At 64.7% G+C, this 22,055-nt stretch carries 28 protein-coding genes, 1 tRNA gene and 2 pseudogenes; 19 read left to right on the top strand and 12 right to left on the bottom strand.

The window, feature by feature from the left end:
• Nucleotides 1-22 precede the first annotated feature (22 nt).
• Together FVF58_RS40345 and FVF58_RS40340 are read left to right on the top strand one after the other, a co-directional pair.
• Nucleotides 23-304, top strand: coding sequence for a hypothetical protein (locus tag FVF58_RS40345; RefSeq protein WP_149675237.1), 282 nt, complete (start codon nt 23-25; stop codon nt 302-304).
• Nucleotides 305-461: 157 nt separating this feature from the next.
• Entirely contained in the window at nt 462-887 is a 426-nt protein-coding gene (locus tag FVF58_RS40340; protein WP_149675236.1) for a hypothetical protein, read from the top strand.
• Nucleotides 888-981: 94 nt separating this feature from the next.
• Here FVF58_RS40340 and FVF58_RS40335 read toward each other — a convergent pair whose 3' ends face one another.
• The gene (locus tag FVF58_RS40335) at nt 982-2,118 is read right to left on the bottom strand and encodes an enoyl-CoA hydratase/isomerase family protein (protein ID WP_149675235.1); all 1,137 of its coding nucleotides are present in this window, start codon (nt 2,116-2,118) and stop codon (nt 982-984) included.
• Nucleotides 2,119-2,165: 47 nt separating this feature from the next.
• Nucleotides 2,166-3,167, bottom strand: a complete 1,002-nt coding sequence (locus tag FVF58_RS40330; RefSeq protein ID WP_246217426.1) for a TetR/AcrR family transcriptional regulator — start codon at nt 3,165-3,167, stop codon at nt 2,166-2,168.
• 134 nt (nt 3,168-3,301) lie between these two features.
• Here FVF58_RS40330 and FVF58_RS40325 point away from each other — a divergent pair, with 134 nt between their 5' ends.
• Nucleotides 3,302-4,300, top strand: coding sequence for an NAD-dependent epimerase/dehydratase family protein (locus tag FVF58_RS40325; RefSeq protein WP_149675233.1), 999 nt, complete (start codon nt 3,302-3,304; stop codon nt 4,298-4,300).
• A 129-nt stretch (nt 4,301-4,429) separates the two neighbouring features.
• Here the strand turns inward: FVF58_RS40325 and FVF58_RS40320 are convergent, their stop codons facing one another.
• Complete coding sequence (locus FVF58_RS40320) at nt 4,430-4,714, bottom strand: DUF1488 family protein (RefSeq protein ID WP_149675232.1); 285 nt, start codon at nt 4,712-4,714, stop codon at nt 4,430-4,432.
• A gap of 166 nt (nt 4,715-4,880) precedes the next feature.
• Nucleotides 4,881-5,150: a hypothetical protein gene (locus FVF58_RS40315; protein ID WP_149675231.1), complete on the bottom strand. Its 270-nt coding sequence runs from the start codon at nt 5,148-5,150 to the stop codon at nt 4,881-4,883.
• 212 nt (nt 5,151-5,362) lie between these two features.
• Here FVF58_RS40315 and FVF58_RS40310 point away from each other — a divergent pair, with 212 nt between their 5' ends.
• Both FVF58_RS40310 and FVF58_RS40305 read left to right on the top strand, forming a co-directional pair.
• Nucleotides 5,363-5,554, top strand: a complete 192-nt coding sequence (locus FVF58_RS40310; protein ID WP_149675230.1) for a hypothetical protein — start codon at nt 5,363-5,365, stop codon at nt 5,552-5,554.
• A gap of 66 nt (nt 5,555-5,620) precedes the next feature.
• Nucleotides 5,621-6,001 carry a hypothetical protein gene (locus FVF58_RS40305; protein WP_149675229.1) on the top strand — a complete coding sequence of 127 codons (381 nt, stop codon included), beginning with the start codon at nt 5,621-5,623 and terminating at the stop codon, nt 5,999-6,001.
• Nucleotides 6,002-6,037: 36 nt separating this feature from the next.
• Here the strand turns inward: FVF58_RS40305 and FVF58_RS40300 are convergent, their stop codons facing one another.
• Nucleotides 6,038-6,370 carry a DMT family transporter gene (locus tag FVF58_RS40300; RefSeq protein WP_425469014.1) on the bottom strand — a complete coding sequence of 111 codons (333 nt, stop codon included), beginning with the start codon at nt 6,368-6,370 and terminating at the stop codon, nt 6,038-6,040.
• A gap of 10 nt (nt 6,371-6,380) precedes the next feature.
• Nucleotides 6,381-6,878 (bottom strand): heme-degrading domain-containing protein, encoded by a 498-nt coding sequence (locus FVF58_RS40295; protein ID WP_149675227.1) that lies wholly within the window; start codon nt 6,876-6,878, stop codon nt 6,381-6,383.
• A 288-nt stretch (nt 6,879-7,166) separates the two neighbouring features.
• On the opposite strand from FVF58_RS40295, the gene FVF58_RS40290 reads away from it, so the two are divergent.
• Nucleotides 7,167-7,243 (top strand) — tRNA-Met (locus FVF58_RS40290).
• A 446-nt stretch (nt 7,244-7,689) separates the two neighbouring features.
• On the opposite strand, the gene FVF58_RS40285 is transcribed toward FVF58_RS40290, so the two are convergent.
• Nucleotides 7,690-7,977: a hypothetical protein gene (locus FVF58_RS40285; protein ID WP_149675226.1), complete on the bottom strand. Its 288-nt coding sequence runs from the start codon at nt 7,975-7,977 to the stop codon at nt 7,690-7,692.
• A gap of 124 nt (nt 7,978-8,101) precedes the next feature.
• Between FVF58_RS40285 and FVF58_RS40280 the strand changes: the two genes are divergently transcribed.
• The 6 genes from FVF58_RS40280 (at nt 8,102) to FVF58_RS40255 (ending at nt 13,382) form a co-directional block, all read left to right on the top strand.
• Nucleotides 8,102-8,647 (top strand): NUDIX hydrolase, encoded by a 546-nt coding sequence (locus tag FVF58_RS40280; protein ID WP_106283619.1) that lies wholly within the window; start codon nt 8,102-8,104, stop codon nt 8,645-8,647.
• Between the two features lie 9 nt (nt 8,648-8,656).
• Nucleotides 8,657-9,394: a leucyl/phenylalanyl-tRNA--protein transferase gene (gene aat / locus FVF58_RS40275; RefSeq protein WP_149675225.1), complete on the top strand. Its 738-nt coding sequence runs from the start codon at nt 8,657-8,659 to the stop codon at nt 9,392-9,394.
• A 104-nt stretch (nt 9,395-9,498) separates the two neighbouring features.
• Nucleotides 9,499-10,320: an arginyltransferase gene (locus FVF58_RS40270; RefSeq protein ID WP_149675224.1), complete on the top strand. Its 822-nt coding sequence runs from the start codon at nt 9,499-9,501 to the stop codon at nt 10,318-10,320.
• A gap of 178 nt (nt 10,321-10,498) precedes the next feature.
• Nucleotides 10,499-11,560 carry a quinone-dependent dihydroorotate dehydrogenase gene (locus FVF58_RS40265; RefSeq protein ID WP_188131088.1) on the top strand — a complete coding sequence of 354 codons (1,062 nt, stop codon included), beginning with the start codon at nt 10,499-10,501 and terminating at the stop codon, nt 11,558-11,560.
• Nucleotides 11,561-11,721: 161 nt separating this feature from the next.
• Nucleotides 11,722-12,516, top strand: a complete 795-nt coding sequence (locus tag FVF58_RS40260; RefSeq protein ID WP_149675222.1) for a cystine ABC transporter substrate-binding protein — start codon at nt 11,722-11,724, stop codon at nt 12,514-12,516.
• A gap of 206 nt (nt 12,517-12,722) precedes the next feature.
• Nucleotides 12,723-13,382, top strand: coding sequence for an amino acid ABC transporter permease (locus FVF58_RS40255; protein ID WP_149675221.1), 660 nt, complete (start codon nt 12,723-12,725; stop codon nt 13,380-13,382).
• Between the two features lie 43 nt (nt 13,383-13,425).
• Here FVF58_RS40255 and lepB read toward each other — a convergent pair whose 3' ends face one another.
• The 3 genes from lepB to FVF58_RS40240 form a co-directional block, all read right to left on the bottom strand.
• On the bottom strand, nt 13,426-14,124 hold the full coding sequence (gene lepB, locus FVF58_RS40250) for a signal peptidase I (RefSeq protein WP_149675220.1): 699 nt from the start codon (nt 14,122-14,124) through the stop codon (nt 13,426-13,428).
• A gap of 127 nt (nt 14,125-14,251) precedes the next feature.
• Entirely contained in the window at nt 14,252-15,250 is a 999-nt protein-coding gene (locus tag FVF58_RS40245) for a Gfo/Idh/MocA family protein (RefSeq protein WP_246217425.1), read from the bottom strand.
• 141 nt (nt 15,251-15,391) lie between these two features.
• Nucleotides 15,392-16,111 (bottom strand): FadR/GntR family transcriptional regulator, encoded by a 720-nt coding sequence (locus FVF58_RS40240; protein WP_149675218.1) that lies wholly within the window; start codon nt 16,109-16,111, stop codon nt 15,392-15,394.
• A gap of 528 nt (nt 16,112-16,639) precedes the next feature.
• Between FVF58_RS40240 and FVF58_RS54995 the strand changes: the two genes are divergently transcribed.
• The 3 genes and pseudogenes from FVF58_RS54995 to FVF58_RS54990 form a co-directional block, all read left to right on the top strand.
• Nucleotides 16,640-16,762, top strand: coding sequence for a hypothetical protein (locus tag FVF58_RS54995; RefSeq protein WP_149675217.1), 123 nt, complete (start codon nt 16,640-16,642; stop codon nt 16,760-16,762).
• Nucleotides 16,763-16,764: 2 nt separating this feature from the next.
• The gene (locus FVF58_RS40230; protein WP_246217424.1) at nt 16,765-16,974 is read left to right on the top strand and encodes a hypothetical protein; all 210 of its coding nucleotides are present in this window, start codon (nt 16,765-16,767) and stop codon (nt 16,972-16,974) included.
• Nucleotides 16,926-17,036, top strand: a pseudogene (locus FVF58_RS54990) (hypothetical protein); the annotation flags it as partial. The gene FVF58_RS40230 and the pseudogene FVF58_RS54990, both read left to right, overlap by 49 nt.
• Nucleotides 17,037-17,170: 134 nt before the next feature.
• Here the strand turns inward: FVF58_RS54990 and FVF58_RS53495 are convergent.
• Nucleotides 17,171-17,286 (bottom strand): annotated as a pseudogene (locus tag FVF58_RS53495) (sugar phosphate nucleotidyltransferase); the annotation flags it as partial.
• A 253-nt stretch (nt 17,287-17,539) separates the two neighbouring features.
• Complete coding sequence (locus tag FVF58_RS40215) at nt 17,540-18,067, bottom strand: GNAT family N-acetyltransferase (protein WP_149675215.1); 528 nt, start codon at nt 18,065-18,067, stop codon at nt 17,540-17,542.
• A 354-nt stretch (nt 18,068-18,421) separates the two neighbouring features.
• Between FVF58_RS40215 and FVF58_RS40210 the strand changes: the two genes are divergently transcribed.
• Genes FVF58_RS40210 through FVF58_RS40195 form a run of 4 tightly spaced genes read left to right on the top strand, consistent with a single transcriptional unit; the run spans nt 18,422 to nt 22,046 of the window.
• Entirely contained in the window at nt 18,422-18,670 is a 249-nt protein-coding gene (locus FVF58_RS40210) for an acyl carrier protein (protein ID WP_149675214.1), read from the top strand.
• Nucleotides 18,667-19,944, top strand: coding sequence for an acyl-CoA dehydrogenase family protein (locus FVF58_RS40205; RefSeq protein WP_149675213.1), 1,278 nt, complete (start codon nt 18,667-18,669; stop codon nt 19,942-19,944). Before FVF58_RS40210 ends, FVF58_RS40205 begins: the two co-directional genes overlap by 4 nt.
• Nucleotides 19,945-21,003: an amino acid--[acyl-carrier-protein] ligase gene (locus FVF58_RS40200; RefSeq protein WP_149675212.1), complete on the top strand. Its 1,059-nt coding sequence runs from the start codon at nt 19,945-19,947 to the stop codon at nt 21,001-21,003.
• A complete protein-coding gene (locus FVF58_RS40195) occupies nt 21,000-22,046 on the top strand; it encodes a DUF1839 family protein (protein WP_149675211.1) in 1,047 nt (348 codons plus the stop codon). The genes FVF58_RS40200 and FVF58_RS40195 overlap by 4 nt, the downstream gene beginning before the upstream one ends.
• The last annotated feature ends 9 nt before the right edge of the window (nt 22,047-22,055 follow it).

Genomic DNA, 22,055 nt, shown 5'->3' with positions numbered 1-22,055 from the left:
CAGGCCTGCGCATGCGCCGGCCGTGCGCATCCCGCCGGCGCGCGGCCGGACGGTGCAACGTCAAAGTGGCTTGAGAAAAACGGGCGCCGTCGGCGCGGGCTACGGACGACAGTGCGAGCACCGGCGCGCGTGCGCCAGGCGGCGGGTGAAGATCGGCATCAGGCAGGACATCGCGACGGCTTCCCTCGACCAGAACGGGCGCGTGACGCGCCCGATTAAATGGGCGACGGCGACGAACGCCGTCTGCATGGAGAAACAGTCTATGGATCGGGCCGCGGCTTTTGAACGATTTTTTTTAGCTTAGGTTTTCCACTTTCGTGATTAGCCCGACGCTAAAGCATACGGGTGTTGCGCGTTGTGCACGCGGGAAACAGGGTGCCCCTAGATATAATGGCGCACGTTTCCAATAACCCGGTACAGGCTACGCGAATCACGCCGCCTGTATTTTGGCGGTGCAATGCATGCAAAAACTCATCCTGCCTTTTTTCGCCGGTTTTCTGGCATCCCTGTTCTTTCACGAATCGACGCTGGCACTGATGCACGCAGCCGGCATGATCGACACAACCGGTTTTTCGACTGCGCCGTTTCTACCGCTCGGACTGCCTGAGTTCATCGCGAATGCGATCTGGAGCGCGGTCTGGGCCGTGCTGATGGCATGGCTGCTGCGCGTCGCACCGCACCGCCGCGCGCCGTGGGTGGAAGCCTTTGTGTTCGGCGGCATCGTGCTGACCGCCGCGAGCGTGTTCGTGATCGATCCGCTGCGCGGCATCTGGCCGAGCGGCAATATGCTGCCGCGCCTCGCGGTGGGTTTCGCGGCCAACGCGATGTGGGGCTGGGGCGCGCTGGTGTTCATGCGCGCGTTCATGGCAAGCGAAGAAGAAGAGTGAGCGGGTTTATAACTCTGCCGCTTCGCCTCAGCGTGATTGCAAGCTTATGCCGGCAGCGCCGCCGGCATGAGCGCTTTTGCGTCAGTCGCGCTACTTAACCGCGCAGATCGCGCAACGGGTGTTCGTTCGCCGGCCACGGGCTTTCGAACATCTTCTCGACCTCGGCCGCGCTCACGTCCTCGATGCGCGCGAAACGCCAGCGCGGCGCGTTGTCCTTATCGATGATGCGCGCGCGAATGCCTTCGATCGTATCGCCGATCGCGAAGCTCGAACGCGTCAGATCGAGATCGCCGCGCAACACGTCCGCCATCGACCCCTCGGCGCGCGTCACCACTTCCAGCGACACGGCCATCGACAGCGGCGAGCGTTCGCGCAACACCGCGATGGTCTGCTCGGCCCACTCCGCCGCATCGCCCGCCTGTGCGCGCTCGCGTTCGAGCGAGGCGAGCATGCGCGCCACGTCCGGCAACGCGAAATGCCGGTCGATCAGCACACGCGAGTTCGCCAGCGGCGACGCCTCGGGCTGCGGCACAACGTGATGCGCGAGCGCCTCGCGCGCGATGCAGGCGACCACGTCCGCGCCGCGCTCGAACAGTTCGCTGCGCAAGGTGTCGACCAGCGCGGGCAACGCCGAGTCGTCGATATAGACGTCGGCCAGGCCGGCGTAGAGCGCATCGGCCGCGCCGAGCGCCTCGCCTGTCACCGCCAGATAGCGGCCGATCGCGCCGGGCGTGCGCGCCAGAAACCAGCTCGCGCCGACATCGGGAAAGAGTCCGATGCGCGTTTCGGGCATCGCCATCTTCGTCGAGCTGGTGACGACGCGCAGGCCGCCAGTGCGATGCGCGCCCTGCGAAATGCCCATGCCGCCGCCCATCACGACGCCGTTCATCAACGCGATATACGGCTTCGGATAGGTGAAGATCGCGTGATTGAGGCTGTACTCCTCGGTGAAGAACACGTCGCGCGCTTCATGGTCACCGCGTTGCGCCGACTCGTACAGAAAGCGAATGTCGCCGCCCGCGCAGAACGCGCGCGCATGCTGGCTGCGCACCACGACGGCCAGCACGTCGGGATTGTCACGCCACTGATCGAGCGCCGCGTGCATCGCGCGAATCATGCCGGTCGACAGCGCGTTGAGCGCCTTTGGCCGCTCCAGTTCGATGAAGCCGATGCGGTTGGCTACGTAAGTCGCGACTTCGTCGCTGACGGCGGGCGAGGCGGAAATGGACATTGAGAGCTAGACGCGACGGCGTTGAGTTGAAACGGACTTGAACGTTATCACGTGGTCGGGGATTTGCGTTTTGCGCCGGCGCTGACGGGCTTTTTGGGCAACGCTGTTGGTGACCCGGCGTGCGGTGATGGCGTCGGCGGGACGTTGTCCGGCTTATCGGGCGACTCGACTTGCGAAGCCTGTGCAGCGTGGTCGGCAGCAGGCTTTTTCTTGCGTGCACCCGCGGCGCCGACGACGCCGCGTGGTTGCGCGGTGCGTCGGTTCGCCTGTTGCGGTGCGGGTTGTGGCACATTCAGCCACGCATCGAGTGCGACGCCCACCACCGTGTCGAGTGGCGCAGTTGGAAACACCGGACACGTGAGATTCAGTGCGACGATTCCATGCAGCGTTGCCCAGAATGCCTCGGCCCACACGGTCGCATCCATCGACGCGGGCAAGCGTCCCGCTGCGCGAAGCTGTTCGAGCGCGGCGAGCATGATGTGCATGGCGGCGGCGCCGGGGTCTTCGGCGGTGGCGGGTGTTGCAAGGTTCGCTGCCGGATCGGCCGATATCGCCGCCGTCGCGGACGCCGTCGTGTCCACCGCGGGGTCCATGGCCGCGCTTGCCGCATCTTTGTCCGTGAGCGCGCCGGGTTGTCCCGCACCTGACGCACCTGACGCACCTGACACACCCGCCGCCCCGCCCAACGCCGCGCCGGTATAGCTCGGATCCTCCATGAAGATCAGCCGATACGTCTGCGGATGGGCAACGCCGAACGCCACATACGCGCGCCCGAGTGCCTTGAGCCGTTCGGCCGGATCGGCGATCCCCACAAGCGGCACGAAGGTCGCCAGCAATTGCGCATAGCCCTCCGCGCACAACGCCCGTGCGATCTCGTCGCGGCTTGCGAAATGCAGGTACAGCGTGGCCGGTGAATATTCGATGGCGTCGGCAATCTTGCGCATGGACAGTGCGGCGAAGCCTTCACGCACCACGATGCGCCGCGCGGCATCGAGGATGCGTTCGCGCAGTGCCTGTTTCTGGCGTTTCTTACGTTCGACAATTCCCATGCAAAGCATTCTCGGCTTGACAAACTGAAAAGTCAAATTAAACTGAACACTGTTCACTAAACGGTGTTCACCAATTCTTCAGTCGTCAGTCAAGGTCACCAGAGCGCGACGTGGCGCTCTTTCAAGGAGTTGCCGTGCAAACGTCAGGGAAAGTGGGTTTATTCGGCGCCGCAGGCGCGGCGGGCCAGAGCATTGCGGCGGCGCTGAGCGCGGCGGGCCGTGATTACCGGGTGGTCGGCCGCTCGCGTGAGGCTCTCGAGGCCGCCTTCGGCCACGATCCGCGCGCGGAAATCGTCACATGGAATCCCGACGATCCCGCGTCGATCCGCGCGGCGTCGGCCGGTTTGCAGACCGTGATCTATCTGGTCGGCGTGCCCTACGATCAGTTCGCCAAGCATCCGCCGCTGATCGAGAAAACGCTCGCAGGCGTCGTGGCAGCGGGCGTCGAACGCTTCATTCTGATCGGCACGGTGTATCCGTACGGCCGTGCGCGCGGCAATCCGGTCAGCGAGAATCATCCGCGTGAGCCGCACACGTTCAAAGGTCGGATGCGGCTCGCGCAGGAAAATCTCGTCCTCGCCGCACATGGCCGCAACGGCCTGTCGACGCTGGTGCTGCGCCTGCCCGACTTCTATGGCCCCAGGATCGAGCGCAGCCTGCTGAATGGCGTGTTCGAGGGCGCCGCCAGCGCAAAGCGCGCACAGATGGTCGGCCCGGTGGATGTGCCGCACGAATTCATCTACCTGCCGGATGCCGGGCCGGTGGTCGAGAAGCTCACGCGCACGCCCGAAGCGTACGGGCGCTGGTGGCATCTGGCCGGCGCGGGCACGCTCACGCAACGTGAAGTGGCGAAGCAGGCGTACGCGCTGGCGGGCCTCGAACCGAAGCTGATGGTGGCCGGCAAGACCATGTTGCGCGGACTCGGCCTGTTCAATCCGTTGATGCGCGAACTGGTGGAGATGAACTACCTGATGACCGAGCCGCTCGTGCTCGACGACTCCGCGCTCACGCAGCTGCTTGGTCCGATCGCCAAAACGCCGTATGAGGAAGGGATCCGGCGTTGTTTCGAAGCCGCGCGCGACGCGGCATCGGCTCGCGGCGCCACAGGGCGAAGCGCTGCGAAAACGGCTTGAATGAGGGCTCGCGGTTCGCGGACGTTGGCGAACGATCTTCGCCAACCAAGCTGTTCGATGGGACTTTATCGTCGCCGCACATTTGTACGATCTTGCGCCAGCCGACGAACAGGACCAGCAGGAGCCGACCTACCCCGCCACCTTGCCGGGCGGAAAGTGCCCGCTCTTTAGCAGCACGGGCGTACCCTTGCTGATCTGCAAGTGCGCACGCGCCACTGCCTCGATGCGGGTGCGCCCGGCGTCGAACGCGCGCAGCCAGCCTTCACGGTCCTCGGAGTAGACGCCGAAGTGATCCTCGAGGGCTTCCACCGAAATCGCGCACGGCACCGGCTCGCCGTCCACCAGCGCGGGAAAGACAACGGTCAGATTGGAACCGCGGTAAGCAGGCGCGTCCGCGGGAAACCGTATTTCCATGGTCGCCTCATCAGAAGGTTCGAGCAGGAGAGCGGCGCCGGCGAGAGCCGTCAAGCCCGCCGCCGTCGCCCCGCTATGGTACTCGCGCGTCCGGACCGCGGTCCAGCGCGCGGACGGCTTTCGTCAGCGCATTCGGCGGGGCATTCGTGTGGGTTGCGCGTCGCCATCAGTGCCCGCCCAGCAGACGATCGACATAATCGCGCGCCGCCTGTTCGACGAAAAGCAGCGCCTCCTCTTCATTGCCGAAGCGCTGCTCGCCGCCGAGATCGAGTAAGGTTTCGATCCGGTGCGGATCGTCCGGGCCTTGTTCGGCGAGGCTTACCGATCCGACATAGGTGCCGCCCGCGGCCGCACCAGGCGTGTCGATTGCCGGCACGAGGCGCGCGGCGGCGCTGATGTAATAGCCGCGATAGGGGCCGCTGACCCGTTCAGCCATGGTCTTTCTCCTCATTGCGATGGATGGTCGCCCGCATGCATTCGTGGCCGACCACAAGTCAGTAAGGCGCCCCGCACGCGGATAAGTTCTGCCCGACGCACCGCGCACGACATCCAGCAGATTGCACTTGCTTGGGCCGTGCCGGTCGAACGCGGTGGTCGGCACGGTCCGTGCCGTCGCAACACGCCGTTTTCGAGACCAGCGAGCGCAATATGGGAAAATATTTTCTGCAGAACCACGAACTGCCCGAGCCGGATGCGGCCAACGTATGGTTCGAGTACGCCGAAAGCCACGGCATCGACATTCCGAAAGCCATCAGCATCTGGGAAGATGCGGCCAGCGAAAGCGGCACGGAAAGCCGCCGCCAGGTCGGCGCGGCAGGCATCACGATCGAAACTCCCTAGCCTTCGATGCGCACCTCACGCGCGAACCGCAAGCCTCCATATATCTATCTGAAAGGAACTATCACGATGCATTTCATGACGCGAACGCGCCGCCCTGGCCCCTTGCGCTCCGGCGCCGCGCTTGCCCTGGTCCGCGGAATGGGCCTGTCGGCCGCCCTGCCCGCTGCCGTGCTGCTGGGCGCGGGCCTCGCTGGCTGTGCATCGTCGAACACCACGTCGTTGATCAACCTGCCGAACGGCCAGACCGGCTTCGCGGTGAATTGCAGCGGCGCCGACGCCGCGTCCAGTTGGGCTTCCTGCTACGTGCAGGCCGGCAAAGCATGCGGCGCGACCGGCTACGAGATCGTGTCGAAAGATAACGACGAAGGCGGCACGGCGGGCGGCAGCGTCACGAACGTCGTATCGGCCAACGTGAAAAACCGCTCGATGATCGTGCGCTGCAAGTGAGCCTGCGCAAAGCGCATGGCATGGCTTAACGCCGGGTCAATGCGCCTGCATCTTCGAAAAGATGTTCAAGACCGCGACGCCGGCCACGATCAGTCCAAGCCCGATGATCGCGGGCACGTCCGGCACCTGGCGGTAGAGCACGAGCGCGACCAGCGTGATCAGCACGATGCCCGCGCCGGACCACACTGCGTAGACGATGCCGACTGGAATGCTCCTGAGCGTCAGCGACAGGCAATAGAACGCGACGCCGTAACCGAGCACGACAACCGCTGAGGGCAGCAGCCTCGAGAAACCGTCCGATGCCCGCATCGCCGAGGTCGCAATTACTTCGGCGACGATGGCGATGGCGAGCAATGCATAGGGAGGCACCCGCACCGCCTCAGGCCTTTGCGAGCGCGAGCTTGCTGTAGTCGTGACCGAGATGCGCGCACAGCGCCTCCACCACCAGCTCATGATCGGCGCGCTGCGGCAGGCCGGACACCGTGATCGAACCGATGACGCCCGCGCTTGCCACCGTCAACGGGAACGCGCCGCCATGCGACGCGTATTCCGTGGCGGGCAGGCCGTGCTTGTCGGCGAGCGTGCTGCCCGCCTGCTGCATCTTCAGGCCGATCGCATACGAACTGCGGCGGAAATGCGCGACCGTGTTGCCTTTGCGACGCGCCCAATCGACGTTATCGGGCGTCGCGCCGGCGAGCAGACTGAAGAACAGCGGCTGACCGAAGGTGCGAACGTCGATGGCCGCGGCGATGCCCCGCGCCTTGGCGATCTCGTGAAGATAGGCGCCGATTTGCCAGGCGCGGTCGGCGTCGAATTGAGGGAACACCAGCGCTTGTTCCTGAGCGGCAATGACCTGCAGGTCGTGAGCGATATCCATGGGGGTTCAGAGCAAGGTAAGGGTTGGGGCGCTCGCTGTTGTCCGTTGAGACTGCAGCGGGGCGAGCGTGAAGAGAACCTGAATTCTAGCGCAGCGTCTGATAGCGGCTTTTGCGTTTGGATATGCGCGAGGTCGGCCGATGCCGTTAATCCGTGCCGCCGCTTCGGAGTGCGGAACTGGGATTGCCGCGCGCGACTTACCGCGCCGTCCTAGGCGTGAAATGAAGCCGATTCTTAAATAGGTATTGCATCGGCATCGAGGTTGTTCTATAATCTTTTCTTCGACGGACGCGGGGTGGAGCAGTCTGGCAGCTCGTCGGGCTCATAACCCGAAGGTCGTAGGTTCAAATCCTACCCCCGCAACCAAGCAGATCAAAGGCTTACAACGCATTGGCGTGTAAGCCTTTTTTGTTTTGTGCGTTAGTGGCACCGTGCTGTATCCGGTAACGCGGCGAGACAGTCCCGCACCGCACTGGCATGTTGCCCTTTCCAAGTTCTCCTCCCGCAGACCGCCACTAATTTTTCGTTTTGTGGCGCAATTTTGCGACGATGGACTACGTTAATTCCCGCGAGTCATCGCTCGTGGCGCATTGACGTCGGAAGCCGCGCCTTTCTACTGCCCCCTGCTGGCGATACCACGTTGCATGCGACAACTCGATACAAGGCGGCGATGCGCATTGAACCCGCACGATCCTTGTCACTCCCCTTTATGTGCAAGAAGGGACGGTCATCTGTCAGCCTTTGCAAATAATTCGATTCGCATTCCGAATTGATGCAGCAACAGGTTACACGCGTCGCGCATCTTCCTCGCGCTATTTTTCCCGCAGGTCGAAGAGCATGAACTGGTCCGCGTTGATGCCGATGCGAACGAAGTCCAGTTCGATATCGGCCTTACGATGTCGGCGTGTCGCATGCCGGCTTGATCGACAGACAGGCGCAACGCGTTTCGCATGATCTATCAGGCTTGACACCGGCCAGCATTGATATTCCACAAGCCTGAAGCCCCGCGAAAAGCGAAAGAAGCCCACCATCACCATCACACCGCTGACTCGTCGACCCAGCGCATCGAGCGTCTGGCGGCTCCGAACCTCCGAGCGCATCGTGCACTACCCCGCCGAACGCGAGCCACCAGCGCGCATCCAAAGCTCGCCTGAGCCGAGCACACAGCCGGTCTTCCATTCGCCCCAGTGATAAACTCCCATCACCCCTTCTCGTCCCCATCCTATGAAATTCTGTTCTGTCTGCGGTCAAGGCGTCAGTCTGAGCATTCCGCCGGGCGACAACCGCGAGCGCTTCGTATGCGGCAGTTGTGGCACGGTGCACTATCAGAATCCGCGCAACGTCGTCGGCACCGTCCCGGTGTGGGACGACAAGGTGCTGCTGTGCCGGCGCGCGATCGAACCGCGCTACGGCTACTGGACGCTGCCCGCAGGCTTCATGGAAATGGGTGAAACGACCGCCGAGGCCGCATCGCGCGAAACGCTGGAAGAAGCCGGCGCGCGCGTCGAGGTGCAAAACCTCTTCTCGCTGCTGAACGTGCCGCATGTGCATCAGGTGCATCTGTTCTACATGGCGCGACTGCTCGATCTCGACATCGCCGCCGGCGAGGAAAGTCTCGAAGTCAAGCTCTTCGAGGAACACGAGATTCCGTGGGACGAGATCGCCTTCCCCACCGTCGGACAGACGCTGCGCTTCTTTTTCGCCGACCGCGCCGCCGGCAGCTTCGGCCTGCACACGGGCGACATATTCCGCTCGCTGCGCGAAGGCTGAGCAGCACGCATGGTTCCCTGGCTCGGAACTGATGATCCGTTCCCCCCCGTCGAGCGCGCGCTCGGCGCGGCCAGCGGCGCGCCCGGGCTGCTCGCGGCGAGCGGCGACCTGCTGCCGTCACGGCTGATCGACGCCTATCGGCGCGGCATCTTCCCGTGGTATTCGGACGGCCAGCCGGTCTTGTGGTGGAGTCCCGATCCGCGCATGATCCTGTGCCCCGCGGAATTCAAACTATCGCCATCGTTGCGCAAGACGCTCAAGCGCGTGCTGCGCGACGACGCCTGGGAAATCCGCGTCGACCATGATTTCGCCGCCGTGATGCGCGCATGCGCACAAGCGCCGCGACGCGGACAGCGCGGCACATGGATCACCGCGGACGTCGTCGAAGCCTATTCGTCGCTGCATCGACTGGGCGATGCGCATAGCATCGAAAGCTGGTTCGAGGGCGAGCGCGTAGGCGGATTGTATGGCGTGTCGTTCGGCAAGATGTTCTTTGGCGAATCGATGTTCGCGCACGCCACCGACGCGTCGAAAATCGCGCTGGCCGCGCTGGTCGGCCACTTGCGCCGCCACAAAATAGAAATGATAGACTGCCAGCAGAACACGTCGCATCTGGCGTCGCTGGGCGGTCGCGAGATAGCGCGCAAGGCGTTCATCGCGCATGTTCGCGCGTCGGTTGACGCGCCGCCCATTCCATGGCGCTTCGACAAGACCGCATTGCTCGAAGTCCTCGCGCGGGCGGCGTAGGAAGAATCAGGCCGAATCCGGATCCGCCGCCCACCGAGCCGCGGGTCACGAGCCGCAAGGCATGCCGGGTTCGCATTACCAGAGACGCTTCGAGAGCTGCCAACGTGACTCATCCTAACGAGCTGCCTCTTTCTCCGCTTTCAGCGCTGCAATTTTATGCAACGGCGCCCTATCCCTGCAGCTACCTGGATGGCCGCATCGCGCGTTCGCAAGTCGCGACGCCCAGCCACCTGATCAACTCCGATGTCTACACCGACCTCGTCAAGGCGGGCTTTCGGCGCTCGGGCGTGTTCACGTACCGCCCGTATTGCGACGGTTGCCGGGCTTGCGTGCCGGTGCGCGTGCCGGTCGACCAGTTCGAGCCGAACCGCACTCAACGGCGCGTGTGGAAGAAGCACGGCGAGCTGATCGCCACCGTCGCGCCGCTCCATTACGACGAAGAGCACTACGCGCTCTACATGCGGTATCAATCGGCGCGGCATGCGGGCGGCGGCATGGACCGCGACAGCCGCGACCAGTACGAACAGTTCCTGCTGCAGAGCCGGATCAATTCACGCCTCGTCGAATTCCGCGAGCCGTTGCCGGACCGGCCGAACGCGCCCGGCAGCCTGCGCATGATCAGCATGATCGACATTCTCGGCGACGGGCTCTCGTCGGTGTACACGTTCTTCGAGCCTGGGCTCGCGCACACCAGTTTCGGCACCTACAACATCTACTGGCAGATCGAACAGGCGCGCAGCCTGAAGCTGCCGTACGTGTATCTCGGCTACTGGATTCGCGAGAGTCCGAAGATGGCGTACAAGGCCAACTTCCGCCCGCTCGAAGGGCTGATCGACGGCGCGTGGCAGGTGCTCGATCCCGCAAACGCGGACCTGCCGCCGGTCGATCTGGCGATTCACGGCAAGCGCGGGCCACTCAGGCCATAAACGCGGCGCGGACTGCGCCTCGCGACAGCCGCCGCCTTCCCTACGCGCGCAAGCAGGCCGGCACTCGTGCGACGCACGCCGGCACCCCATGCGCCGACGCGCGGTTTTCAATCCCACGCCCGGCGCAGGCGCGTCCGAATCCGCCGATCAGTCTCATTAACGCACCAAAGCCGGTAAAATGGCGGGTTCCCATTTTCCGGCCGTCCGGCTTCGTCCCGTGTTCAGTTCCCTCTACCCGCTTGTACGCGCCCAACTCTTTCGCATGGACGCGGAAGACGCTCACCACCTGACCTTGCGGATGCTCGGCGCCGCCGGCCGCACAGGCCTCGCGAGCATGCTCGCGCCGCACGTGCCGGACGCGCCGCGCACCGTGATGGGACTGACGTTCCGCAACCCGGTCGGGCTCGCGGCGGGGCTCGACAAGGACGGCGCCTGCATCGACGGTCTGGCTGCGCTCGGTTTCGGCTTCATCGAGGTGGGCACCGTGACGCCGCGCGCGCAGCCGGGCAATCCGCGCCCGCGCATGTTCCGTCTGCCGCAGGCGAACGCGGTGATCAACCGGATGGGCTTCAACAACGCGGGTGTCGACCAGTTCGTGCAGAACGTGCAAGCGGCCCGTTATCGCGGCATTCTCGGGCTGAACATCGGCAAGAACGCCGACACGCCGATCGAGCGCGCCGCCGAAGACTACCTGTACTGCCTCGAACGCGTGTACCCGTTCGCAAGCTACGTGACGGTCAACATCTCGTCGCCGAACACCAAGAATCTGCGCCAGCTGCAAGGCGCGGGCGAACTCGACGCGTTGCTCGCTGCGCTCAAGGACAAGCAGCAGCGCCTTGCCGACCTGCATGGCAAGCTGGTGCCGCTCGCGCTGAAAATCGCGCCGGACCTCGACGACGAACAGATCAAGTCGATCGCCGACACACTGTTGCGCCACCAGTTCGAAGGCGTGATCGCCACCAACACCACGCTGTCGCGCACCGCCGTCGCCGGCATGCCACACAGCGACGAAGCCGGCGGCCTGTCGGGCAAACCGGTGTTCGACGCGTCGAACGAGGTGATCCGCAAGCTGCGCGCCGAAGTCGGCGAGACGGTGCCGATCATCGGCGTCGGCGGTATTTTCTCGGGCGACGATGCGCGCGCGAAGCTGGCGGCGGGCGCGTCGCTGGTGCAGCTCTATACCGGCTTTATCTACCGCGGCCCGGCGCTGGTGGCAGAATGCGCGCAGGCGCTGCGCTAAGCGGCGGACCCACTGGCGCTGCGCAGCAGCGGCCGTGATCGGCCGATTCGCGCTCCGGGTCGCCCTGATAATATAGACATAAACAAACGATATTTAGGTTCGATAGCCTGCTTTGCTAAGCTCTCGTCCGTTAAAACGCCAGACGAACAACAAGGAACACGATGAAATTTGGCCTGCTGAAAAAGCTTCTGGTCGCCGGTCTGATCGGCGCGTCGTTCACCGCCGTCGCCGCGCACGCGGAAGACCTGCTCGACCAGGTCAAGCAGCGCGGCACGCTGCGCATCGGCCTGGAAGGCACCTTCCCGCCGTTCAATTCGAAAGCGCCGTCGGGCGAACTGGTCGGCTTTGACGTCGACATCGCCAAGGCGGTCGCGGCCAAACTCGGCGTGAAGCCGGAGTTCGTCACGACCGAGTGGAGCGGCATCATCGCCGGCCTGCAGGCGGGCAAGTTCGACGTGATCGTCAACCAGGTCGGCATCACCGACGCGCGCAAGCAGGCGCTCGACTTCTCGCCGGCCTACACCTACTCGGCCGCGCAGCTGATCCAGCGCAAGGACGACTCGCGCCAGTTCAACTCGCTCGAGGATCTGAAGGGCAAGAAGCTCGGCGTCGGTCTGGGCACCAACTACATGGACATGGCGAAGTCGGTGCCGGGCATCGACGTGAAGACGTATCCGGGCGCGCCCGAATATCTGCGCGATCTGGCCGCCGGCCGCCTGGACGCGGCGCTCAACGACCGTCTGATGCTCGCGTACCTGCTGAAGAACTCGCAGTTGCCGCTGCGCACCGGCTCGAACGTCGGCACCGGCAACCCGTCGGGCATTCCGTTCAGGAAGGGCAATCCGAAGTTCGCCAAGGCGATTGACGACGCGATGACCCAGCTCGAGGCGGACGGCACGTTCGCGAAGATTTCGGACAAGTGGTTCGGCATTGACGTCAGCAAGCCGATCAAGTAACCCGCGCGGGATGAAACGAAGGGCGGCATCGTCGGCGATGCCGCCCTTCGTGTTTTTGCGCCGTTGACCGGGCTTCGCCGGTTACACCGCGCCCGCCGCGCGATGATTCGCCAACGCCCGCACAATCATTTCATCACACGCTGTCGCGCCGTACCGCCCGCCAAAGTTTATGATGTGCGCTTTGTGCGCCAACCAGACAACCGCTCATGTCCACCACTTCCCTGCTCGTCCAATCGCTTCCTGTGCTCGCACAGGGTGCCGTCCTGACGGTCAAGTTCGCGGTTCTGTCGATGATCTTCGGCCTGATCGGCGGCGCCGTGCTAGCGTTGATGGGCATCAGCCACAGTCGTCCGCTGAACTGGATCGCGCGCATTTACGTGAGCGTGATGCGCGGCACGCCGCTGCTGGTCCAGATCTTCGTGATCTACTACGGTCTGCCGAGCTTCGGCATCTCGCTCGATCCCACGCCGGCCGGCGTGATCGCGTTGTCGGCAAACGTCGCGGCGTATCTGTCGGAGAGCATGCGCGGCGCGATCCTCGGGATTCCCCCGGGCCAGTGGCTGGCCGCCTATAGCCTCGGCCTGTCGCGCCGCCAGACGCTGCGCTATGTGGTCGCGCCGCAGGCGTTGCGCATCGCCGTGCCGAGTCTGTCGAACAGCCTGATCAGCCTGATCAAGGACACCTCGCTGGTGTCGGTGATCACGGTGACCGAGCTGCTGCGCAGCGCACAGGAAATGATCGCGTCGACCTATCAGCCGCTGCCGCTCTATCTGGCCGCGGCTGCCGTGTACTGGGTGCTGTGCCAGGTGCTCGAATGGGCGCAGCGCTGGTACGAACGGCGCCTCGCGCTGCCGTCGCGTCATTGAGCGCTACAGGAAGCCCGCAGCGCCCGGTAGCAGCTCGCTGTGCCTAACGGCCGGCGAGCGATGCCGCCGCATCCAGCGGCGCGCCGAAGCGCTCGAAACGCGGCTTGTCGTGATGCTGCGGATCGAGCGAGTACGCGACGCGCCGCGTGCGGCCCATCAATTCCTCGCGCGGAAAGAAGCCAAAGTAGCGCGAATCGGCGCTGTCGTCGCGATTGTCGCCGAGCATCAGATACTCGCCTTGAGGCACCACGACCGGGCCGAACGAATCACGTGGGCTGGGCGCGTCCGGCGCGAGCCGCACCGAATGCACGACGCCGTCGAAGCGCTCGGTCAGATAGTCGCCGCGCGACACCGCGTCGCCCGGCAGCGGCGCGAGTTTCTGCGGCTGGTAAGCGGCGCGCACGCCGTTCACATACAGCACGTTGTCGCGCAGCGCGACGCTGTCGCCGGGCAAGCCGATCAGGCGCTTGACGATCAGCTCGTGCGCGGCCGACGAATCGATCGTGACGATGTCGCCGCGCCTCGGATCATGCAGATGCGCGATCGCGATATGCGTGAGCGGCACGCGCAGATCGTAGGCCATCTTGTCGACCAGGATGCGGTCGCCTTCGCGGATCGTCGGCAGCATCGATCCGCTCGGCACGACGTTCCAGTCGGCTACGGCGCTGCGAAACAGCACCATCAGGAAGAGAAACGCGACGAGGCTCTTGTTGTCGCGCCACAGTTTTTTGAGCATGCGCATGACGGGCGGCACCAGTGGAAAGTTTCAGAAGCGGCGGGCGCTGCGACTTTTCACGTTCGCATTCGCATTCGCGGGCCCGCGCAGATCGTATCACTGCGCCTCGCCGCCACGCAGGTTCAGCCGCGTCTCACTCGCCCGCGAACTTCAGCCCCAACGCCGCACGCGCCGCATCAGCCATCGCGATCATCTGCAAGGATTTGCTGTGCGGCATCAGCGGGCTCTCCAGGCGTCCCGCACGAATCAGCTCGCAGAAGTGCGCAGTCTCGTAGTTCAGGCCGCCGCCCGCGAACGGCTCGTCGAGTTCGACCAGGCGCCCGTCGGTGTATCGGATCGTGGCGCGCGAGGGGTTCCACCACGGTTCGTGAATCGTCACGTGGCCGCCTTTTGCCATCAGCAGTGCATCGCCTTTGCCATGCAGATCAAGCCCGCAAAAGAGCTGCGCAATGCCGCGCTCGTGCTGGCTGTTCAGACTCGCGAACGTATCGACGCCGGTCGCCCCGAGCCGCCCCAGTGTCTGCACTTCGCGCGGCGCGCCGAGCCAGTCCACCGCGAGGAATATCTCGTAGATGCCGATATCGAGCAGCGCGCCGCCCGCATGGTCGAACGATAGCGACGGGTGATCGTCCGGCACGCCCGGCACCGAACAGCCCGCGCGCACGAGACCCACGTCGCCGATCGGGTCGGCCGCGAGATGCTCGCGCAATTTTTTGTAGAGCGGATAGAACGGCGGCTTCATCGCTTCCATGAAGAGCCGTTGCGCGGCACGCGCGGTGTCGAGCACGCGCTCGAGTTGCGGCCGGTTGATGGTGGCGGGCTTTTCGCACAACACGTGCAAGCCGGCTTGCAGCGCGGCGATCGCATAGTCGGCGTGACTGTCCTGGACGGTGGCGATGTAGAGCGCGTCGATCCCGCTCTTGAGCAGCGTGTCGAAATTCGCGCACGCCTCGCCGCCGAATTCTTCGGCAAAAGCCTGCGCCGGTTCCGCGCGGCGCGACCACAGCGCGGCGAGTCGCGCTTGCGGCACATGGGCGAGACCTTGGGCAAAGCGGCGGGCAATCCGGCCCGCGCCGACGATCCCCCAGCGAATCACGTCGCCCGGGGGTGTTTCCTGCGTTGCGATTGTCATCGTTTCTTCGAGTCCATGCGGTTCAGACGAGGCGCTATTGTCGCGCATGCCGAACGTGGACGCGAACCGGGGCTCGCGCCTTGCTTCAGGCGCTGTCTCGCAAGAGAAACGATTATTGGAAGGCCGCCTGCGCGGCTGCGTTCAGACGCGCGTGGGCGGCTCCGCTGAGAATTTGCCACCGACCTCTTCGGCCGAGTAGTTGATCATTGCCAGCGCTGCGATTTCCGCTTCTTTCGGGTCGCGCCGTTCGATCGCTTCGAGCACGCGTTGATGAGAACTCACCGCCGTTTCCCACAAGCCGTTGTTGTCGGTGACCAGAGGGTTGACGGTCGACAGCGCGCCGCGAACGATCGCCGCCATCTGCTTGAAAAACTGGTTGCCGCTCGCCACCACGATGCGGGTATGGAACAACTCGTCGGCTGCCTGATAGGCCGGCTCGCCTGGACGGATCACGCGAAACGCGTCGAACGCCTCGCGGATCGCGGCGATGTCGGCGGCGCTGCCGCGCGCGGCCGCCTGCGCCGACGCGCGCGGCTCGATCAGCATGCGGAATTCGATCACGTCGCGCAGGAACAGGGGGTCGGGCTTCGCGCGAAAGCGCCAGTTCACGACGTCCTCGTCGATCATGCGCCAGTCGCTCATCGGCCGGATGCGTGTGCCGATCTTCGGCCGCACGTCCAGCATGTCGCGCGCGAGCAGCATCGACAGCGCCTCGCGCATCACGGTGCGGCTGACGTTGAACTCTTTGGACAGGACGTCCTGCGGCGGCAGTATCGCGCCGTACTTCTCTTCGACGATGCCGGCGACGAGCCCATCCATTACTTTGCTCACCAGCGATCGCTCTTTGTTTGTCTGTTCCATGGCACTCTCCCCGAAGCGGTGTTTTCCCCGCGTAGCGTGTTGATCGAGCGGCCCTTGCGTGTCGTTTTTTGTGCGCGCGACTATGCTTTTACGATACGTTGCTAGCTTCAAAACAGTTGCGCCAGTTGGGACACTTCCTGACAGGGTTATCCCTCTGAAGATTTGTTTCTTCTGTGTAACGCTGGACGTTTTAAAGGGCCTTATGCTTGCGTCTCAAGCGTGCCTGTGTCGCCGAATTTGCATAGTGCGAATACGCACGTAGCGGGATCGAATTGTCTGATTTCAGGCGCTCGCGGTTGCACACTGGCGGAATACGCCAGGTGATAAAAGACAAATCGGGGTGATGGAGCGCATGCGCCGTATATCGCTGTATATCCCGGAGCTTCGCTACCTGCCGCCGACGAGCCACGCGCCCGTGCCTTGAGCGCCGCTCAGCGCGCAGCGACCTTGCCGGCTTCACCGCCGGGCTGAGCGCGGCCGCTTTGATCGTCGAAACGCACGATGTCGTCTTCGGCGAGATAGGCGCCCGTGCGCACCTTCATTCCTCACGGCGTCACGCACCGGATCGGGAACCCTGGCAAGACACCGCTCGAAGTGATCGAGGTGCGCATGGTGCTTGAGCGCAACCGCGCAACACAGCGCCCGCACTGACCGTGGCTGCGCTCGCCGCACGCGCGGCAGCCGCCGACGGCGACGATCCGGTCATCCTCGCGGTGCCAGCCGATCATCTGATCGCCGATCGTGAAGCGTTCGGCGTGGCGCTGGCGGAGGCGCTCACGCATGCGGCGCGCGGCAACCGCGTATGGCTACAGAGCGTCTATCGTTGCAGATGCATCATTCTCGCGCCGAAGGGTGGACCGTAGTGCGCGGCAAGGCGCTCGTCACGCGTTGCGAGGAGCGCTTCCTGCTCGCAGAGAATCAGTCGACCCTCGCGTCCACTCTGTTCGAGTCGCGCGTTTGCAGCCGCAGCTCTTCGCAGCAGACCACCAGCGGCGCGGGCGCCGCGAACGGATCGGTCGGCGGCATGCTGTGCGCCGCCACGACGAACGCGTCATCGAGTCGGCTCAGTGTGGCTTCGAGTAGCGATTCGTCGCTCATCAAGCCGATCAACTGCTTCGGGCTACGCTCACGCGGCAACGGCCAGAGCCGCGTGCCCGCTCTCCACCCGCGAGAATCCCCGGCTACACCGACAAACGCGCAAAGGTCTGCGTGATACCCGCGCCCAAGCTCAGGTCGAGCGAATTGCCTGGTTCTACGATGCGATTCATCAGCGCGCTTCCCGTGAGTGTTCGGTCTGGTCTCGCTGGTCGCCCCATTGGTCGTTTTATGTTGGGTACGGGTGATACCGTGCCTGCAGTCCCCCTCGTTCCGCCCTTCAGCCGCGGCGCCACGCGGCCCACGGTTCGCGCGCGATCCGCACGCGCACCGCTACAGCAGCTCGAACGTGTCGACCACGGCCGTGCGCGCACGATGCCGTGAACCGAAGCGCGGCTGGCTCGCGCGAACCTGGCGCGTGAGGCCAATGAACGGCACACCGTGTTCGAGAAACGGCCCTACCGTCTTGCGAAAGCCGAACTGCTCATAGAAGCCGCGCAAGCCGAGCGGCGCGCTCACGCGCACGGCGTGCCCCGGCCAGCGTTGCGCGATCGCCTCCAGCACGCGTTCGACCAGCAGCTCCGCGGTGCCGTCGCCGCGCCGCAGCGGACTCGTCAACACCTTGTCGATGGTGATTTCCGGGTCTTCCGCGTCGCCGGGTTGCACGCGCGCATAAGCGAGAATCGGCATCGGCCGCGCCATGTCCTCCACCGCAAACACATGCAGCGCGTTTTCGTCGTGGCCATCCGCGTCGAGACAGACGTGCGACTGTTCGACCACAAACACCGCGCTGCGCGCCCGCAAGATTACATACAGCTCACGTGCCGAGAGCTGATCGAATTCCAGCGTTTTCCAGTTCATCCAGTTCCCCAGCGGTCATTTGAGTTCGACAGGGCCGGCATCGCATGACGCCCTCGACGGCCCGGCTCAACACACCGGCTTGTTGTCATGGCTACACGGTACGTCCGCGAAAAGGCAGTTTCCGTGCGGCATCGCACCGACGCTGGGCTTTCACAACTCTCAAATACGCCCTACCGGTGCACGGTATCGCGAGCCTCTGCACATAGCAGACGGATGCCGCAGGCGTGAGGCAGTCACAGCCATCGAGACGCGTCGACGATGTGGACCGGGCCGATAACGACCAAAAGCCGCATCTGTAGCGGCTTTTCGTCGACACCTTCCGAAGACAGTTGGACTACAAGGAGGCACCACGAAATGAAGAACGCATTACGCCGCATCCTTTCCGAATCCGCCCGTCTGGACGTTGCCCCGGATAGCCTTGCGGACGACGCCGATCTCTATGCCGCGGGCCTGTCCTCGCTCGCAACCGTGCATCTGATGCTGGCCATCGAAGATGAGTTCGACATAGAAATTCCCGACCGTCTGTTGACGCGGCGGCTCTTCTCCAGCATCGATTCGATGGCCGCCGCGATCGTCGAATTGCAACAGGCGAAAGCAGCATGAACGCGCCGCTGCTCGACGCGGCGGTCCCGCGCAACGAAGCGCCGGCGCATGACGACGCCGATGCGGCCGTCCAGCTGACGGCGCTCGAGGCCGAACCCTGCTGGCGCGCCGCGGCGCATCGTTGCACCGCGGTAGCCGCGCAGTTCGCCGATGCGGTGGACCGCGACGCGCGCTTTCCCAGCGAGGCATTCGATGCGCTCAAGCGCGAGCGTTTGCTGTCGGCCATGGTGCCGGTGGCATTCGGCGGCGCGGGGCTGTCGCTCGCGGAAATCGGCGCGATCTGCGAAACCCTCGCGCAAGGCTGCGCGTCGACCGCGATGGTGTATGCGATGCATCAGATCCAGGTCGCGTGCATCGACGCGCATGGCAGCGACTCGGCCTGGCACCGGCATCTGCTCGCGCAGCTGGTCGAGCATCAATGGCTGCTGGCTTCGGCAACGTCGGAGGAGACCATCGGCGGCAACATGCGCACCAGCGCATGCTCGGTCGAACTCGACGGCGCGCGCTTGCGGATCGACAAGCTCGCGCCGACGATTTCGTACGGCGCGCACGCGGACGGCATTCTGGTCACCGCGCGCCGCACCGCCGAGTCGGCCGCCGCCGATCAGGTGCTGATCGTCGCATTACGTGAGGACACCCAACTGGAAAAGCGCGGCGGCTGGGACGCAATGGGCATGCGCGGCACCTGCAGCGAGGGCTTCCGCCTCGTCGCGACGGGACTCGCCGAGCAGATTCTCCCGACGCCGTTCGGCGAGATCGCCGACCAGACCATGCTGCCGGTTTCGCACACGCTGTGGGCTTCGGTGTGGACCGGCATCGCAGCCGACGCGGTGAATCGCGCGAAGGCCTTCTTCCGCGCCCAGGCTCGCGCGAAGCCCGGCTCGGTGCCGCCCGCGGGCCTGCGCCTTGCCGAAGCGGTCGGTCTGCTGCAGATGATGCAGGCGCGCCTGTCGGTCGCGCTGGAAGCCGCGCGCATCGCGCACCAGGCCCGCCACGGCGGCGCGCAAGCCGATGCGCCGCTCGCGGCGCAGCTCGGCTTCGCATCCGACATGAACACGCTGAAGACCAGCATCTCGAACACCGCGCTACAGGTCGTTCAGGAAGTCCTGATGATCTGCGGCATGGCGGGCTACAAGAACGGCACACCGTACAGCGTCGGCCGCCATTTGCGCGACCTGCACTCCGCGCCGCTGATGATCAACAACGACCGCATCGCGCAGAACACCGCGAGCCTGTTGCTCGCGCAGCGCCCTGCCGCCCCGGGAAAAGCCTGAATGAACCCAATGACCGATACCGCCGCGACAGCCGCGGCCAATGCGGCTGCCGGAACCTCAACGGCGCCGGGCTTTCGCGACGAACTGCTTGCCGCCGGCCTGCTGATCGATACCGGCGAAAACGGCCTGTATGGCCGCAGCCAGATTTTCGAAGACGTGGTGGACCGCTTGAACGTGGCGATCACGCATCTGGGTGCGGACCAGCAGCCGGAAGTGCTGCGCTTTCCGCCGGCCATGCGCCGCACCGACTTCGAGGACAGCGAATATCTGAAGAGCTTTCCGAACCTGGCAGGCACGATCCACTCGTTCTGCGGCAACGACATGGGCCACCAGCGCCTGCTGCGCGCGCTCGACGATGCGACGAGCGAGAGCGACGGCGACCGCAGCGACGCATGGATGGCGCAGCAAAAGCCCACGCGCGTGGTGCTGACGCCCGCCGCCTGCTATCCGATCTACCCGGTGATCGCGCGGCGCGGCGCGCTGCCCGCCGATGGCCGCACGATCGACGTGCTGTCGTACTGCTTCCGTCACGAGCCGTCGCTCGATCCGGGCCGCATGCAGATGTTCCGGCAACGCGAATACGTGCGCCTCGGCAACGCCGAACAGGTCATGGCATTCCGGCAGATGTGGATCGAGCGCGGCTCGCTGCTGGTGACGCTGCTGCATTTGCCAGTCGACGTGGACCTCGCCAACGACCCGTTCTTCGGGCGCGGCGGCAAGATCGTCGCCGATAGCCAGCGTGCCCAGGCGTTGAAGTTCGAGCTGCTGATTCCGGTCGCGGACCCGCGCGGCAAGACGGCCTGCCTGTCGTTCAACTATCACATGGAGCACTTCGGCGCGATCTGGAAGATCGCCTGCGCAGACGGCTCGGTCGCGCATACGGGGTGTGTCGGCTTCGGCATGGAGCGCATCACGCTCGCGTTGTTCCGCCATCATGGGCTCGACGTGAACCGCTGGCCGGACGACGTGCGCGCGCTGCTGTGGGGTGACACCGAAGCGCGCGTCGCGCATGGGCTGCAGGACATGCACGCGGCGCAACGCACTGGAGCCGGCGCATGAGTTCCTCTCTGACGAGGGCGCTGCCCGGCACGCGTGCCGCCTTGCCGCCGCGCGCCGGTTTGTCCGCTCAAAGCGTGGCGGGCGCGGGTTTGCGCGAGCACGCGCCGCACGCGCTGCATCAGGGCGAGCGCGTGTGGCAGGAGACCAACTGCTACGTCGATCTGTGGATCGAACTGCTGCACGGCTTCGGGCTCGATCCGCGCGCCGCGCTCGCCTTCACCGTCACGCAGGATTTCGAGGGCGACCAGTTCACGTTCTTCAAGTTTCCGCTCGAAGACCTCGAACGGCTGTACGGCACGCAAGTGCAGGAACTGGCTATCTACGATTCGCTCGAAGCCCGCGTGCTTGCGCAGACTTTGCGCGGCCATACCGTGCTGGTCGAAGTGGACGGCTATTACCTGCCGAATACACGCGCCACGTCGTATCGCCGCGAGCATCCGAAAACCACGGTAGGCATCGACTTCATCGATCCCGACGCGCGCCGCCTCGGCTATTTTCACAACACCGGCTATCACCGGCTCGACGGCGAGGACTACGACGGCGTGTTTCGCAAGCTTGCGCAGTTCGCGCAGCAACCCGACCTGCTGTTCCCGTACGTGGAATTCGCCAAGCAGACGCGGCCCGCGCTCGAGGGCACCGCGCTCGCGGAAGCGTCGGCGGAATTGCTGTGCGCGCATTTGCTGCGCCGCCCACTGAGCAATCCGGTTTCTCAATGGCGTGCCGTGTTTCCCGCGCATCTCGACATGCTGCTCGAACGCGGCGACGCCTTCTTCCATCCGTACTCGTTCAACCTGATGCGTCAGCTCGGCGCGAACTTCGAGTTTCTGTCGAAGTATCTGCGGTGGCTGTCCGCCCAAGGCTTCGAGATTCCGCAGTCGATTCCGGATGCGGCGCAGCGCATCGCGGCGGAGTCGATGGTGATGCAGTTCCGGCTCGTGCGGGCCATCGCGCGCGGCCGGCGCGACCCATGTGAAGATTGCTTCGACGTACTGGAAAGTGCTTATGAAAAGACACTGCCGCCGCTCGCCGCGCTGGTGCGGTGAGGTTCGTCT

The organism is Paraburkholderia panacisoli (assembly GCF_008369935.1).
In the GTDB taxonomy this organism is placed as follows: domain Bacteria; phylum Pseudomonadota; class Gammaproteobacteria; order Burkholderiales; family Burkholderiaceae; genus Paraburkholderia; species Paraburkholderia panacisoli.
The sequence above is the reverse complement of the archived record's forward strand: the minus strand, read 5'-3'. Positions and strand labels throughout refer to the sequence as shown.

Coding starts and splice junctions, on each gene's coding strand:
- FVF58_RS40340 (WP_149675236.1), top strand. CDS start 462: ATGCAAAAACTCATCCTGCCTTTTTTCGCCGGTTTTCTGGCATCCCTG.
- FVF58_RS40335 (WP_149675235.1), bottom strand. CDS start 2,118: ATGTCCATTTCCGCCTCGCCCGCCGTCAGCGACGAAGTCGCGACTTAC.
- FVF58_RS40330 (WP_246217426.1), bottom strand. CDS start 3,167: ATGGGAATTGTCGAACGTAAGAAACGCCAGAAACAGGCACTGCGCGAA.
- FVF58_RS40320 (WP_149675232.1), bottom strand. CDS start 4,714: ATGGAAATACGGTTTCCCGCGGACGCGCCTGCTTACCGCGGTTCCAAT.
- FVF58_RS40315 (WP_149675231.1), bottom strand. CDS start 5,150: ATGGCTGAACGGGTCAGCGGCCCCTATCGCGGCTATTACATCAGCGCC.
- FVF58_RS40310 (WP_149675230.1), top strand. CDS start 5,363: ATGGGAAAATATTTTCTGCAGAACCACGAACTGCCCGAGCCGGATGCG.
- FVF58_RS40305 (WP_149675229.1), top strand. CDS start 5,621: ATGCATTTCATGACGCGAACGCGCCGCCCTGGCCCCTTGCGCTCCGGC.
- FVF58_RS40295 (WP_149675227.1), bottom strand. CDS start 6,878: ATGGATATCGCTCACGACCTGCAGGTCATTGCCGCTCAGGAACAAGCG.
- FVF58_RS40285 (WP_149675226.1), bottom strand. CDS start 7,977: ATGCGCTCGGAGGTTCGGAGCCGCCAGACGCTCGATGCGCTGGGTCGA.
- FVF58_RS40280 (WP_106283619.1), top strand. CDS start 8,102: ATGAAATTCTGTTCTGTCTGCGGTCAAGGCGTCAGTCTGAGCATTCCG.
- aat (WP_149675225.1), top strand. CDS start 8,657: ATGGTTCCCTGGCTCGGAACTGATGATCCGTTCCCCCCCGTCGAGCGC.
- FVF58_RS40265 (WP_188131088.1), top strand. CDS start 10,499: ATGGCGGGTTCCCATTTTCCGGCCGTCCGGCTTCGTCCCGTGTTCAGT.
- FVF58_RS40260 (WP_149675222.1), top strand. CDS start 11,722: ATGAAATTTGGCCTGCTGAAAAAGCTTCTGGTCGCCGGTCTGATCGGC.
- FVF58_RS40255 (WP_149675221.1), top strand. CDS start 12,723: ATGTCCACCACTTCCCTGCTCGTCCAATCGCTTCCTGTGCTCGCACAG.
- lepB (WP_149675220.1), bottom strand. CDS start 14,124: ATGCGCATGCTCAAAAAACTGTGGCGCGACAACAAGAGCCTCGTCGCG.
- FVF58_RS40245 (WP_246217425.1), bottom strand. CDS start 15,250: ATGACAATCGCAACGCAGGAAACACCCCCGGGCGACGTGATTCGCTGG.
- FVF58_RS40240 (WP_149675218.1), bottom strand. CDS start 16,111: ATGGAACAGACAAACAAAGAGCGATCGCTGGTGAGCAAAGTAATGGAT.
- FVF58_RS40215 (WP_149675215.1), bottom strand. CDS start 18,067: ATGAACTGGAAAACGCTGGAATTCGATCAGCTCTCGGCACGTGAGCTG.
- FVF58_RS40210 (WP_149675214.1), top strand. CDS start 18,422: ATGAAGAACGCATTACGCCGCATCCTTTCCGAATCCGCCCGTCTGGAC.
- FVF58_RS40205 (WP_149675213.1), top strand. CDS start 18,667: ATGAACGCGCCGCTGCTCGACGCGGCGGTCCCGCGCAACGAAGCGCCG.
- FVF58_RS40200 (WP_149675212.1), top strand. CDS start 19,945: ATGAACCCAATGACCGATACCGCCGCGACAGCCGCGGCCAATGCGGCT.
- FVF58_RS40195 (WP_149675211.1), top strand. CDS start 21,000: ATGAGTTCCTCTCTGACGAGGGCGCTGCCCGGCACGCGTGCCGCCTTG.